Consider the following 13,098-nt stretch of genomic DNA (forward strand, 5'->3'; position numbering starts at 1 on the left):
TGCCAGACTGGGATCATGTCTCGATGGGCTCTTCGCACGACGGCGGCGGTACTGGGCGCACTGACGCTGATGGCCGGTTGCAGCGGCGGCAGCGGCGGTGACGGCGACGGATCGGACAAGGGCCGACGCCCGGACGGCGCGAAGGTGACGATCCGTGTGCCCGGCGACGCCCCGACGATCTCGGCGGCGGTGTCCCTCGCCCGCCCCGGTGACCTGGTACTGGTGGCTCCCGGCGTGTACCACGAGTCCGTGAGGGTCGACACGGCCCGCATCACGCTGCGCGGTGAGTCCCGGCAGAAGGTCGTCATCGACGGGCAGCTACGGCGGCCGAACGGGGTGGTCGTCACGGCACCCGGGGTGGCCGTGGAGAATCTGACCGTGCGGCGGAACACGCAGAACGGGGTACTGGTCACCGGCTCGGCGGCGGCGGTCACCGGGCTGCCGGGGAGCGGCGGCTACGACACCGGCGACGAACCCGTCCGCTTTCTGAAGTCGTTCCTCGTCTCGCATGTCACCGCGACCCGCAACGGCCTGTACGGCATCTACGCGTTCTCCGCGCAGAACGGCGTCATCGAGCACTCCTACACATCGGGCGGCGCGGACTCCGGGATCTACGTCGGCCAGTGCAGACCGTGTCGGATCGTCGTGCGGGACAACGTCTCCGAACTCAACGCGGTCGGCTACGAGAACACCAACGCGGGCGGCGACCTGTATGTGGTCGGCAACCGTCTGGTCGGCAACCGCGTCGGACTCACCACCAACTCCGACCACCAGGAGAAACTGCTCCCGCAGCGCGACACCGTCGTCGCGGGCAACCTGATCGCGGACAACCAGCAGCCGCGCACCCCCGAGCAGGCCGACGGCGGCTGGGGCATCGGCATCGGGATCGACGGCGGCAGCGAGAACCGGTTCATCCGCAACCGGATCACCGGCAACACCACCGTCGGACTCATGATCACCGCGACCGCCGATCTGACGGCGGACCGCAACCGGATCACGGAGAACACCTTCACCGCCAATGGTGTCGACGTCGGCTGGACGTTCTCCACCGCCACCCGTGGACGGGGCAACTGCCTGCGGGGGAACACGCTGCGGACGACCGTGCCCGCGGGGCTCGCGGACAGCGCCGCCTGCCCCGTCCCCGCCACGGCACCCACACCCTCCGGCACCTGGCGGAGCCCGACGGCGCCCGCGGGCATCCCGTTCACCGACGTGGCCGCGCCCGGCCCGCAGCCGCAGCTCCCCCGTGCCACCACCACCGGCGCCACCGTCGTGCCGGACGTTCCGGCACTCCCCGACACCGCGGACATCAGGCTGCCGTCGCCCTCGCTGCTCGCCGCCGGTGCGCGGGTACGGACCTCCTGAGCGGCGACCACGGCACCGATGCGACCCGGCGACCACGGCGTTGACGTGATGCGACGGGGCGGGGCTACGGCACCGATGTGACACGGCGCCTACAGCAGCGATATGACAGGGCGATCGGCTACCGCCCCGCCGTGACCCCGCGTACCGGCTGGACGGGGACGTACGGATGCGTGTCGAAGTCGAAGACCACCGGCTGCGACGCGGAGGCGATACCGGCCCGGACCCGGTACATGGTGCCGTCCGGGCCGATCCAGTAGCGCACGGTCGGTGACGTACGGGCCTCGGTCCTGGCGTCCGGCCCGTTCATGATGTCCGTGGGACGGCCGCGCACCCGGTCCCGCCCGACCCACTCGGCGCCGTTCTGCGGCAGCAGCGCGGCGTTGTCCGGCCGGTCGCTGCCGAGGCCGAGCGCGATGATCAGCGAGCTGTCCAGGGACATGCCGGACCTCTGGAGCGGACGCCGGTACCACCCGGACGCGGGTGGCTTCGCGGGTGCGGCTGCCGGGGGGTCGGTCATGGGATGCACGAGGACGGTGGTGCCCGTCCACTGGATCAGTCCGTCGCTGGACGTGTCGCGCCCGGTCCCGCGCACCACCCCGTAACCGGTGTGGGTGCGGTAGTCGATGGACCCGGTGACGACCAGCCCGCCGGTGGTGCTCGGGACGGTGATCGTCACCGCCCTGCCCCCCGCCCGGTAGTTGAGGAACCGTGTGATGGCCAGCCGGTCCACCTCGTCCGCGGTCAGCGCCCGTGGGGAGGCGGGGTCACCGCTGTTGCCGAGGAGGAGGAAGGCACCCACCGCGGCGGCCGCGACAGTGATGACGGCGGCTGCCACCCAGCGCGGCCCCGGCCACCGGCGGCGACCCGTCCCGCGCCCCCGGGCGCCCTGGGTGATGTCGATGCTCCGTGTTCTGATGCTTCGCACGCGGCGCGACTGTAACAGGTCCCGCGGAGGCACCCTCAATGTCCGCGCACCCCGGGACATGATGTTCCGTCAGCTAGTAGGCTCCGGCTGGAATTTGCCGAGCTGGCGCTAGCGTAGGACGAGGTAAAGGAATGCCATGCCATTACGTGGACTGGTGCGGATGGGGCTGTCCGGCCTGTTGCTGGTGGGGGGCGGCACAGGCGCGATCCTGACCGGGGCCGGGCAGGCCGGCGCCGCGGCGACCGACGGCACCCTGACCGTCGAGGTACTGCGGGACTTCTTCGGCACCGGCGTGATCAACGCGACCATGGATGTGCCGCAGCGGGGAATGACGGTCGAGGTCACCGACCCCGAGGGCCATCGCGTCACCGGTGTCACGGACGCCACAGGAAAGGTCATCATCTCACCGTCGGACGAACTGACCGGCGGCCGGTACCGGGTCGATGTCACCGTCCCGGCTCCGTACAGCAACTATCTGCGGGCCGCGCCCGCCTCGACCGCCCCGAACCACTTCGACAGCTTCACGTCGTACGTGGACGTCTCGGACGGCAAGGACGACTCGGTGACCACCGGGGTCTGGAACCCGGCCGACTACGCGCTGCCCGACTCCCGTTACTTCGTACCGGTCCAGAACGGCGCGGGCGGCGCGGACACCCGGGCACTGGTGGCGTTCGGGACGAACGTTCGCGGCAACTGCCCCGAGCAGCAGACATGTCCGGAGGTGATCAACACCCAGGAGCAGGTGGGCACGACCTACGGGCTGGCCTACGACAGGTACCGCAAGCAACTGTTCCAGTCGTCGTTCGCCCGGCGGTACACCCAGTACGGGCCGGACGGCGGTGACGCGATCTACACCGTGCCGACCGACGGCGGCGCCACCAAGCTGTTCGCGAAGGTGCCGGGCGCCACGAAGACACCGCACGACACCGCCAACCTGATCAAGGACGCCGGGTTCGTCGACGTACCGGGCAAGGAGAGCATCGGCGGCCTGGCCCTGTCCGAGGACGGCGAGACCCTGTACGCGGTGAATCTGCTCGGCCGCACCCTGGTCAGCTTCAACGCGACCGGGCCCACGGCCGCGTCACCCAAGGCGATCGTGCCGATCCCCGACCCGGGCTGCGCGGCGGCCGGGGACTGGCGCCCGTTCAGCGTGGCCACCCACAACAACACGCTGTACGTCGGTGGGGTGTGCAGCGCGGAGAGCACACAGCAGCGCACGGACCTGAAGGCCGTCGTCGCCACCTATGACGGCAAGCGGTTCACCACCGTGCTCTCCCAGCCGCTGACCGCCGAGCGCGGCAGCGTCCTCACCAGCAACTCCGGCCGCGACCAGGTCAACCACTGGAATCCGTGGAACACCAACCTGGCCACCTGGGACAACCTCCAGGTGGGCAGCGCGATGATCAACCCGCAGCCGGCGCTGGCCAGTATGGCCTTCGCCCGCGACGGCTCGCTGATCCTCGGTTTCCGTGACCGGTTCATGGACGTCGTGAGCTGGGGCGGACTGGACCCGAGGCCGGGCCCGCCCAATCCGCAGTTCGGCATGTCCGGCGGCGACATCAACATGGCCTGCGCCACGCCCACCGGCGGGTACGAGTGGGAAGGCACCGGAAGCTGCCCCGACCACGCCACGGACCCGCGGGTCGACGGTGTCCAGCCCGGCGCCGTCGTCGAGTACTTCGCGGGTGACTTCTTCCCGAACGGCGGCTCCGCGACCAACCCCGGTCCGCACCAGGAGTCCGCCCTGGGGTCGGTCGCCTACATCCCGCAGCAGCAGTGGATCGTCAGCACCCAGATGGACCCGACCGGCCGGGTCATCACCAACGGAACCGGCTACTACGACGTCGCCACTGGCCTCGGCCCCGGCAACGACCCGGTCAACAACGCGTACGAGTTCATCGGCCCGAACCAGAACGGGTTCGGCAAGGCCGGTGGCCTCGGCGACATCGCGTACGCCGCCGCGAACGCGCCGATCCAGATCGGCAACGTGGTGTGGTTCGACGGCGACCGCAACGGCATCCAGGACCCCGGGCACGTCCTGCTTCCGGGTGCCACGATCAATCTGCTGGACGCCGACGGCAAGCAGGTCGCCACGACCACGACGGACGCCGCCGGTGAGTACTACTTCGGCGGTGTCGGCGCGGAGTACGAGCTGACACCGGGCGCCAAGTACACCGTCCAGTTCGATGTGTGCACGGCGGACACCAGCGAGGTGCCGGGCCAGCCGCCCGCCACCGACCTGCGGTTCACCCTGCCGCGGACCGGTGACGACCGGGTGCACGACTCCAATGTGACCCCGCCGACCACCGACCGGCTGTGCAACGGGTACGCGCCGGTCACCGCACCGGCCAAGGCGGGAGGGGTCGATCACACGATCGACGCCGGCGTGTACATCCCGAAGGAGCCCTCGCCGACACCCACGCCGACGCCGACCCCGACGCCCACGCCGACCGAATCCCCGTCCCCGACACCGACTCCGACCGCCACGCCCACACCGACTCCGACCCTGCCACCGACCCCGACCGTCCCGGCCCCCAACAACCCGGCACCGAACGGCGGCCGGACACCGGGTGGCGGACTCGCCAACACCGGCGCGGCCGGCCTGGGAGAGGCCCTCACCCTCGTCGCCGTACTGCTCGCCGCGGGTGCGGCAGTCGTCCTGATCAGCCGTAAGCGGCGCACCAGGCACCACTGACACCCGAAACCCCCGATGGGCCGGTGCGTCGCACCGGCCCATCGGCATGACCGGCCCCGCTACCGGCCCGCTACTGCGGCCGGAAGGAGCGGATCTGGTACGTACCCGCCAGGTTTCCGTGCCCACCGGCGGGCGTGGAACCGATGCGGCCCTCATAGGACCTGCCCGTGTAGTACTGCTTGCGGTGCCCGGTGCTGTTGGCCACGGACAGCACGTTCCGCTGGGCCCGGATGAAGCTGCAACCGATCGTGTCCGGAATGCTGGCGGTCGCCCAGATGCACCGTTCCCCGGTGTAGTTGGCACCGCTGAAGAGGCAGAAGTACCCCGTGTCGCAGTTGGGAGCCATCGGCGCGGGCGCCGCGGCGACGGCGGAGGGGGCGGCCAGGCCGATCGCGGCCAGGCCCGTGACAGAGGCCATGACCAGGGTGGTCAGGGAGGTACGCATGAAGGAAGTCCTTTCCAGCCGTCTTCCAGGTGCCCACCGCTGCGGCTCCCGGAACGTGTCCATCGGGGAATGTCGCAGCTCCACTGTCACCCGCTCCGGGTGGGCCGGTCTTTAGCCGGGAACGCAGACATCCTGTGCGTTCAGCGCACCGCGCGGGCGGTACTGATCTCAACGATTCCGCCTTCGTGCGCGGTGCGACGGTGCCATGCTGAACGCGCTGACACGTGCGGGGGGTCTTGCGCCGTGCCGGCCGCTCCGTCGCGGTTTCCCGAGGGCCGGCAGGCCCCGCCGTCGCGGGGCGGACCAGGGGAGGGGAGTACCACCATCATGTCCCTACGTTCCGCCTTACACCCGGCGCCGCACGCCGGAGCACGCAGACGGCTGACCGCGTTGCTGGCCACCGGGGCGCTGGTCTGCTCCGGGCTCGCCGCGGTGGCCGCCCCGGCCGCGACCGCCGCCCCGGCGCGGAACACGGCCGCTCCGGTGGCGTACGTCGCCAACAGCGGCTCGGACAACGTATCGGTCGTGGATACGGCCACGCACACGGTCATCGCGACCGTCCCGGTCGGCAACAGCCCCTCCGGGGTGGCGGTGACCCCCGACGGGGGCGCGGTCTACGTCACCAACCGCAGCTCCGACTCGGTCTCGGTGATCGACGCCGCCACCCGTACCGTCACCGCGACCGTGCCCGTCGGCGACAACCCGTTCGGAGTGGTGGCGAGCCCCGACGGGGGCGCGGTCTACGTCACCAACTACCTGTCCGACTCGGTCTCCGTGATCAGCACCGCGACGAACACCGTCACGGCCACCGTCCCCGTCGGCGCGCAGCCGACCAGCGCCGCGGTGGCCCCCGGCGGGGGCCATGTGTACGTCACCAGCACCAACAGCTCCTCGGTCGCGGTGATCGACACCACCACCGACACCGTCACCGCGAGCATCCCGGTCGACAAGCCCAACGGCGTCGCGGTCTCCCCGGACGGCAGCCGCCTCTACGTCAGTTCGCAGAACGAGGCCGTCGCCGCCGTCGTCGACACCGCCACCCGGACCACCGTGGCCACCGTCCCCGTCAGCAACACACCCTTCGGTGTCGCGATCTCCCCGAACGGGTCCCGCGTCTATGTGACCAACATCGGCGGCGACAGCACGTCCGTGATCGACACCGCGACGAACACCGCCGTCGCCACCGTCCCCGTCGGCTCCACCCCGATCGGTGTCGCGGTCTCCCCCGACGGGGGCGCGGTCTATGTCGCCGACAGCAACAGCGGTACCGCGTCGGTGATCGACACGGCCACCGACACCGTCATCGCCACCGTCCCCGTCGGCAGCGAACCGTACGCCGTGGCGTTCACCCCGTCGGCCGCGCCCGCCGCGAACCTGTCCGTGACGGTGACCGAATCGGCCGACCCCGTCGGCCAGGGCGACACCTTCACCTACACCGCCACCGTCACCAACCACGGGCCCGCCCCGGCCACCGCCGCGACCGCTGCCCTCACCCTGTCCGGCGCCGCCCGCGCCATCGTCTCCGCGAGCGCCTCGCACGGGTCGTGCACCATCGCGGCACCGGCCGTCGAGTGCGCCCTGGGCAGGCTCGCCGTCGGCGCCTCGGCCACTGTCACCGTCAGTGTGAGGCCGACCGCGACGGGCACCCTCACCGCCACGGCCACCGCCGCCGCCACCGAGACCGACCCCGTCCCGGCCGACAACAGCGCCACCCAGTCCACCACCGTCGCCACCCCGCCGACCGCGGACCTCGACATCGACGTCACCGCCAAGCCGAACCTGGGCCTCCTGGTGCCCTACCTCACCTACACCCTCACCGCCCGCAACACCGGCCCGAGGGCGGTGACATCGGCCACCGTCACCGCGACCCTGCCGCCCGGCTCCACCGCCACCGCTCTGTCCCCCGGATGCACCACCACAAGCAGGACGGTGACCTGCGTCCACGGCGCGATCGCCAACGGCGCCAGCGCGCACAAGACCTTCCGTGTCCCGCTGCACCTGCTGTCCCTGGGCCAGGTCGGCGTCACCGGAACCCGGACCCTGTCCGCCCCGGCCGACCCCAACCCGGCCAACGACACCGCGACGGCCACCTGCACCGTCCTCTCCATCCTCCTGGCCACCTGCCCCTGAACCGCACTGACCGACGCGTGGTCCACCGCCGCCCCGCCCCGGGTCCGCCCGGGGCGGGGCGGCGCAGTGACGCGGCATCCGCCGATGAGCCGCCGCCCGGAAGAAGGCGGCGAGATCCCGCGACCGTTCTGGCCCCGGCGTTTCAGGGCGGCGTTCCACCCCTGTTGAGCAGTGCCATGTCAGCGGGGGTGGAACGGTTCCACCGTCGCACCGGTGCCCACAGCGCTTGCCGCACCTCCCCGGCCTGCTGAGGCTGGTGATCGCCACGTCGGCCGCTCAGCAGGGGCACACCCCCTGAACCGCAGACGGACGACGACGACGGCGGAGGCGGCGCCGCCTCCGCCGTCACCATCACCACGACTGACGAGGAGCCACCATGGCCCACTCATCCGCCTCACGACCGCGTTCCCTCGCCGTGGCCCTCGCCGCCGCCGGGCTCCTCGTCGGAGGCATCACCTCCGCCCAGGCGGCCCCGGCCAAAGCGGCAGCAGCCCCGAAGAAGTCCGTCGCCGTGGCCGAGGTCCGGACGTTCACCGGCACCGGTATGGGCGTCTCCCCGTCCCAGGCGGTGGACAGCGCGGTCCGGACGACCTACCGGATCGCCCAGGCATACGGCTGGCAGGCGAACCAGTGCCACGTCCACTCGACCGGCGTCAGATCGGTCGGCAGCGGCCTGTACTCCGCGGCGGCCAATCTGTTCTGCCAGCGCTGAACCCACCGATCCGCCACCAGGAACTCCACCCGGGGACCTCGGCACCCATCCGCGGCGGCCCCGCCGCCCGGTCCGCCCGGGGAGCGGTGAACGGGACCCGTCCGACCAGCACGGTCGCCCGGGTCCCGACGGGCACCCGCCCACGCGCCGCGCTCGTCGTCCAGCCCATGAGGGTGCCGTTGACGCCGAGTCCGGCGGTACCCCCGGCGATCCCCCCTCTCCCCTGTGAAGGACGTGTCCGATGACCGATGCCCCCCTGCCCCGGAGACCGCTGGACGGTGAACGGATCGACCGGCGCCTGGCCCGGGTCCGGGCGCTGTACGCGCGGTGGGCCACGCTGCGACCCGGCGACCGGGAGGTGTGGCGCAGCGGGTTTACGCCGCTGACCGAGGCGGAGGTGGCCCGGACCGAAGCCCGGCTGGGACTGCGGCTGCCGGAGAACTACCGCCGCTATCTGCTGGAGTTCGGCGACCCCGGACAGGCGCTGATGTCCTACGCGGGCCGGCCGTTCGAGCGACAGGGCGGCGCCCGCTCCGCCGAACCCTTCCCGCTCGACGGCCCCTGGGCGGGCAGCCCGATCGTGATCACCGCATGGGAGGACGAGGAAGGGGGCGACTTCTTCGAGGACGGGCCCGGTGAGTTCCACGGCTGGCTGGACGATCCGGAAGCCGCCTTCTACGAGCTCCCGGACGGCGCGCAACACCACGACGGCACGCTGCTCCTGGGCGCGACCCGCAGTCACTTCCTGGCCCGGCTGGTGCTCAACGGCCCGTGGGCGGGCACCGTCTGGTTCGACAGCTTCGGCTGTGACGGGGGCCTGATCCATCCGGCCGACGACAGCGACGACCCCTTCCAGGACTACACCCTCGGAGCCTTCTTCGACGCCGGGGAGTGGCGGCCACTCGTGGACCAGCCCTGGTTCCCCGGGCCGGAGGAGGAGATCGAGGACCCGGCCCCGGCGGACTTCCTCGATCTGACGCTGGCCTGGCTGCGCCACCGGGTACGGCAGGCCGAGGCCGAACGGACCTGCGACCTGATCGACGCCGCCACCCTCGCCGAGGCCGCCCGACGCCTGCGGACCCCGCACGCGTTCGGATTCCCGCGCGGACACACCTACGGAAGTTTCGCACCGTACGTCGCCGGGCTGATGCGGGACGAACTGCTCCGCCCGGCCCCGGACCGGGCCCTGGGCACACGGATCGTCGAGCTGGCCCGAGCGCTGCTCGGCCCCGGGAACCTGCCCGTGGCACTGATCCTGGCCGGCCGGTGGCAGGAACTCGCCGATCTCGAACGGAACACCTTCCCGGACGACGGGCGCAGCGCGGTCAACCTGGCGCTGGCCGAGGCGATGCTCGGCACCGCGCCGACGCCCTCGGCCACCGTCCCCACGCGTCCCGGTCCGCAGCGCACGGGCACCGACCGATGGGCGGTGCTCGACACCGTGGCCCGCGTCGACGCCGCCCGGCGGCGGCGGTTCCTGGAGCGGCTGCCCGAGCCGGACGCCGCCGAACTGCGCCCGCTGCTGGCGACCGCCACCCAGCCCGTCGACGCGGCGGCACTCGACGCGGTGCTCGCCGGGGACCTGACCGGCCCGCACCGCGACGCGGCCACCGTCCTGCTGGTGAGAACCCTGCACGCCATGGCCGTGGACGGCGGTCCGGCCACCGCCACGGGCACGGCCACCGGCACGGGCATGGCCGAACGGGTGTGCGCCCTGGCCGTCGCGACCGACCGGGTCGGAGACGTCTTCGACCTGCTGACCGCCGTGACCGGGGGCCGGTGGGCCGACTGGCACGCCGCCCGCGAGGACGGGCAGCGATTTCTCGCCACCCTGCGTCCGCCACGGCCCGTAGCGGAAGCGGCGGTACCGGAGCGGCAGCCGTGAACGACGCACGGCGGGGCGGACCTTCATGGCTCAGCCATGGGCCGTCATGACTTGTTGGTGAGGGTGGTGCGCTGTACCGTCTGCACGATCGCCGGCGGCGAGAGGGGAGCGGAGTGGCGTATGCCCGGCTCGTGGAACGGGTTGGCACGTCGCATCCGGGCGCGCCGTGTGCGACTCCCCTCCCGGAGGGGGCGGGCGTTCGACAGCGCGACGCCCCCCGCCGGCCCGCAGATACCTCTCTCCACAACACGCCCGACTCCGGACGGAGTCGGGACCCCCACATGTGAAGGGACAGCGATGCTGCCTTGCATACGCCTGGCATCGGCCGCCGCCACCGTCGTGGCGGTCGCCCTGACCACGGCACCGGCCGCGAATGCCTTCTCCGCGCCGCATCCGACCGGGGCACAGAGCACGGCGGCGGCCGTGGTGACACTCCGTTATGACGACAGCCGGGCCACCGGCTGGGAGGCGGCGGTCACGGCCGGAGTCGCCTCGTGGAACACGAACGTCGACAACGTGAAGCTGGTCAAGGCATCCCCGGGCACCCGGGCCGACATCCAGTTCGTGGCCACCAGCGGCTGGCCGCAGGCCACCCTCGGCCCGGTCCGGCCGGGAGGCCGGGGCCGGATCGAACTCGGCAGCCAAGCGGTCGCGCTGGGGCACGACAAGACGCGCATCGCCGCGCACGAGATCGGCCACAACCTGGGCCTGTGGGACACCAAGCCCGGCCCGTGCTCCCAGTTGATGTCGGGCTCCAGCGCCGGTGCCACCTGCAAGAACGCCATCCCCGACGCGGCTGAACAGGCACAGGTCGAGGCCGCCTACGCCGCGCGGTCCACCTCTGTCCTCCCGGCCGAAGGCGGTGTGCTGGTCGTGGACGACCAGTAGGCGACGGACCAGGGGCGGTCGCGGCCGGACGCACCGGAGCGCCGGTATCCCTCCAGCCGTGGAAGGCGGTGACCGCTCCGAGGGGGAGTACGCTCCGGGCGCGAGGTCCGGAGCGTGCAAGTCCGCTGTGTGTGTTGACCCTTGCCACACCCACCCTTATGGTCGCTCACCCCAGAGGAATCCAGAAGGACGTCTCTCGTTCACATCAGAGAATGGACCTCCTGTGCCGATCACCAGAACTCGCCTTGCGCTGCCGGTGGGCGCCCTGGTCGCCGCCCTCCTCGTCGCCCCCGGAACCCACCGGGCCGACGCCGCACCCGGCGGCGGCCGTCCCCTCCCGCCCGGGCCCGCCGCCCCCGCCCACTTCACGCACCCCGGCGTCGTGGTCTCCCAACCCCAGCTCGACTTCGCCCGGGGGCGGGTGGCGGCCGCCGCGGAGCCCTGGAAGAGCGCGTTCGACCAGATGACGGGGAGCGGCTACGCCTCCCTCGACCGCGTCCCCAAACCGCGCGCGGTGGTCGACTGCGGACCGGGATCGAATCCGAACAACGGCTGCACCGACGAGCGTCAGGACGCTCTCGCCGCCTACACCACGGCCTTGGCCTGGTACATCACCCGCGACGAGCGATACGCGAAGAAGTCCGTCGAGATCATGGACGCCTGGTCGGCCGTGATCCAGGACCACACCAACAGCAACGCACGCCTCCAGACCGGCTGGGCGGGCTCCTCCTGGTCCAAGGCCGCCGAGCTGGTCAAGCACACCTACACCGGCGGCTGGCCGCAGGCCGGACGCTTCGCGACGATGCTGCGCACTGTCTATCTGCCCGAGGTCATCGGTGGCGCGAACGCCAACGGGAACTGGGAGCTGGTGATGATGGAGGCCGCTGTCGGCATCTCCGTCCACCTGGAGGACAGGGCGTCGTACGACAAGGCCATCGCCAAGTTCCGTACCCGTGCCGCCGCGTATGTCTACCTCTCCTCCGACGGCCCGCTGCCCCGCACCGTGCCGAGTCAGAACCTCGACACCCCCGAGAAGATCATCAAGTACTGGTACGGCCAGGAGCGGTTCGTCACCGGGCTCGCACAGGAGACATGCCGAGACTTCGGGCATACCGGGTGGGGCCTCTCCGCCATGTCGCACATCGCCGAGACCAGCCGCATCCAGGGTGAGGACCTGTACCGCACCGATATCGGCGAGCGGCTGCGGCACGGGCTCGGCTTTCACGCGAAGTACCAGCTGGGCGAGGCGCCGCCGGACTGGCTGTGCGGCGGTTCGGTCAAACGCGGCCTGGGCTCGATCACGGAGATCGGCTACACCGCCATGCACCTCCGCCTCGGCTTCGAGATGCCCGACACCCAGCGCCTCAACCAGCAGAACCGTCCCGCCGGTGCGAACAACTACTTCACCGGCTGGGAGACGCTGACACATGGGGACAATGTGAGCTGAACCGCCGGTCCGCCGGTCCGCCGGTCCGGCCGCCGTGGGCGGGGGCGCTTCGCCGTCGCCCACGGCGGGCACGGGACGCAAGGGTCCTCTGCGCCCGGCCTTCCGCGCCCGTCTCCGGCCGGTGGGCATCCGATACCGGACCACCGCGCACATGGGTCCACGACCTGGCCGCCGGACTCGGCGACCGTGGGGACATGCGCATCGATCGAGCGACGGGGCCCGGCTCCCCGGACGGGGACACCGAGCGGGCTGGGACACCGAGTGGGGCTGGGAGATCGCCCGCCCCCTCGGCGGCGGCTCGCTCGGCGGTGTCTGGATGGGCGGTGTCTGGATGGGCGGCTTCCGGGACCGCGCCACCGCGGGGCTGGACACGCGGGTGCTGCCCCGCCCCGCCGTGACCGTCGTCATCGGTATCGGGGACGCCTCCTTCACCGTCGAGGACGCCACCGGCCACCGGCCCGTGCACAGCAGCGTCGCCCCGCCGGTACCCGGACCGTCCCGGGTCCGCGGCGGGCGCGTCACCTGCGTCGAACTGCGTCTGCCGCCCTGGGCCGTCCCCGCTGTCCTGGGCTTCTCCCCGGGGGAACCCACCGGCTCCCTGGCCCG

9 protein-coding genes are annotated in these 13,098 nt (G+C 71.9%); 7 read left to right on the forward strand and 2 right to left on the reverse strand.

The genetic code is table 11. The annotated features are described in order from the left end of the window. Positions 1-15: 15 nt before the first annotated feature. Entirely contained in the window at positions 16-1,365 is a 1,350-nt protein-coding gene (locus CRV15_RS34785) for a right-handed parallel beta-helix repeat-containing protein (protein ID WP_003963667.1), read from the forward strand. A gap of 118 nt (positions 1,366-1,483) precedes the next feature. Here the strand turns inward: CRV15_RS34785 and CRV15_RS34790 are convergent, their stop codons facing one another. Further along, complete coding sequence (locus CRV15_RS34790) at positions 1,484-2,290, reverse strand: hypothetical protein (RefSeq protein WP_407830116.1); 807 nt, start codon at positions 2,288-2,290, stop codon at positions 1,484-1,486. A gap of 136 nt (positions 2,291-2,426) precedes the next feature. On the opposite strand from CRV15_RS34790, the gene CRV15_RS34795 reads away from it, so the two are divergent. Continuing rightward, the gene (locus CRV15_RS34795) at positions 2,427-4,985 is read left to right on the forward strand and encodes an SdrD B-like domain-containing protein (RefSeq protein WP_003952589.1); all 2,559 of its coding nucleotides are present in this window, start codon (positions 2,427-2,429) and stop codon (positions 4,983-4,985) included. Between the two features lie 70 nt (positions 4,986-5,055). Here CRV15_RS34795 and CRV15_RS34800 read toward each other — a convergent pair whose 3' ends face one another. Next, complete coding sequence (locus CRV15_RS34800; RefSeq protein WP_003952590.1) at positions 5,056-5,430, reverse strand: peptidase inhibitor family I36 protein; 375 nt, start codon at positions 5,428-5,430, stop codon at positions 5,056-5,058. A gap of 327 nt (positions 5,431-5,757) precedes the next feature. Between CRV15_RS34800 and CRV15_RS34805 the strand changes: the two genes are divergently transcribed. The 5 genes from CRV15_RS34805 (at position 5,758) to CRV15_RS34830 (ending at position 12,492) form a co-directional block, all read left to right on the forward strand. Then, a complete protein-coding gene (locus CRV15_RS34805) occupies positions 5,758-7,560 on the forward strand; it encodes a YVTN family beta-propeller repeat protein (RefSeq protein ID WP_003963669.1) in 1,803 nt (600 codons plus the stop codon). 376 nt (positions 7,561-7,936) lie between these two features. Continuing rightward, positions 7,937-8,272, forward strand: coding sequence for a hypothetical protein (locus tag CRV15_RS34810; RefSeq protein ID WP_003952594.1), 336 nt, complete (start codon positions 7,937-7,939; stop codon positions 8,270-8,272). A 241-nt stretch (positions 8,273-8,513) separates the two neighbouring features. Continuing rightward, on the forward strand, positions 8,514-10,157 hold the full coding sequence (locus CRV15_RS34820) for an SMI1/KNR4 family protein (RefSeq protein ID WP_003963671.1): 1,644 nt from the start codon (positions 8,514-8,516) through the stop codon (positions 10,155-10,157). A 297-nt stretch (positions 10,158-10,454) separates the two neighbouring features. Further along, complete coding sequence (locus CRV15_RS34825) at positions 10,455-11,045, forward strand: snapalysin family zinc-dependent metalloprotease (RefSeq protein ID WP_003963672.1); 591 nt, start codon at positions 10,455-10,457, stop codon at positions 11,043-11,045. Between the two features lie 223 nt (positions 11,046-11,268). Beyond that, on the forward strand, positions 11,269-12,492 hold the full coding sequence (locus CRV15_RS34830; RefSeq protein WP_003952600.1) for an alginate lyase family protein: 1,224 nt from the start codon (positions 11,269-11,271) through the stop codon (positions 12,490-12,492). Positions 12,493-13,098: the final 606 nt, after the last annotated feature.

It is taken from the genome of Streptomyces clavuligerus (assembly GCF_005519465.1).
GTDB lineage: Bacteria > Actinomycetota > Actinomycetes > Streptomycetales > Streptomycetaceae > Streptomyces > Streptomyces clavuligerus.

Excerpts from the sequence above, each read along its gene's own strand:
- CRV15_RS34825 (WP_003963672.1), top strand. The coding sequence starts at position 10,455 with ATGCTGCCTTGCATACGCCTGGCATCGGCCGCCGCCACCGTCGTGGCG.
- CRV15_RS34800 (WP_003952590.1), bottom strand. The coding sequence starts at position 5,430 with ATGCGTACCTCCCTGACCACCCTGGTCATGGCCTCTGTCACGGGCCTG.
- CRV15_RS34785 (WP_003963667.1), top strand. The coding sequence starts at position 16 with ATGTCTCGATGGGCTCTTCGCACGACGGCGGCGGTACTGGGCGCACTG.
- CRV15_RS34795 (WP_003952589.1), top strand. The coding sequence starts at position 2,427 with ATGCCATTACGTGGACTGGTGCGGATGGGGCTGTCCGGCCTGTTGCTG.
- CRV15_RS34810 (WP_003952594.1), top strand. The coding sequence starts at position 7,937 with ATGGCCCACTCATCCGCCTCACGACCGCGTTCCCTCGCCGTGGCCCTC.
- CRV15_RS34805 (WP_003963669.1), top strand. The coding sequence starts at position 5,758 with ATGTCCCTACGTTCCGCCTTACACCCGGCGCCGCACGCCGGAGCACGC.
- CRV15_RS34820 (WP_003963671.1), top strand. The coding sequence starts at position 8,514 with ATGACCGATGCCCCCCTGCCCCGGAGACCGCTGGACGGTGAACGGATC.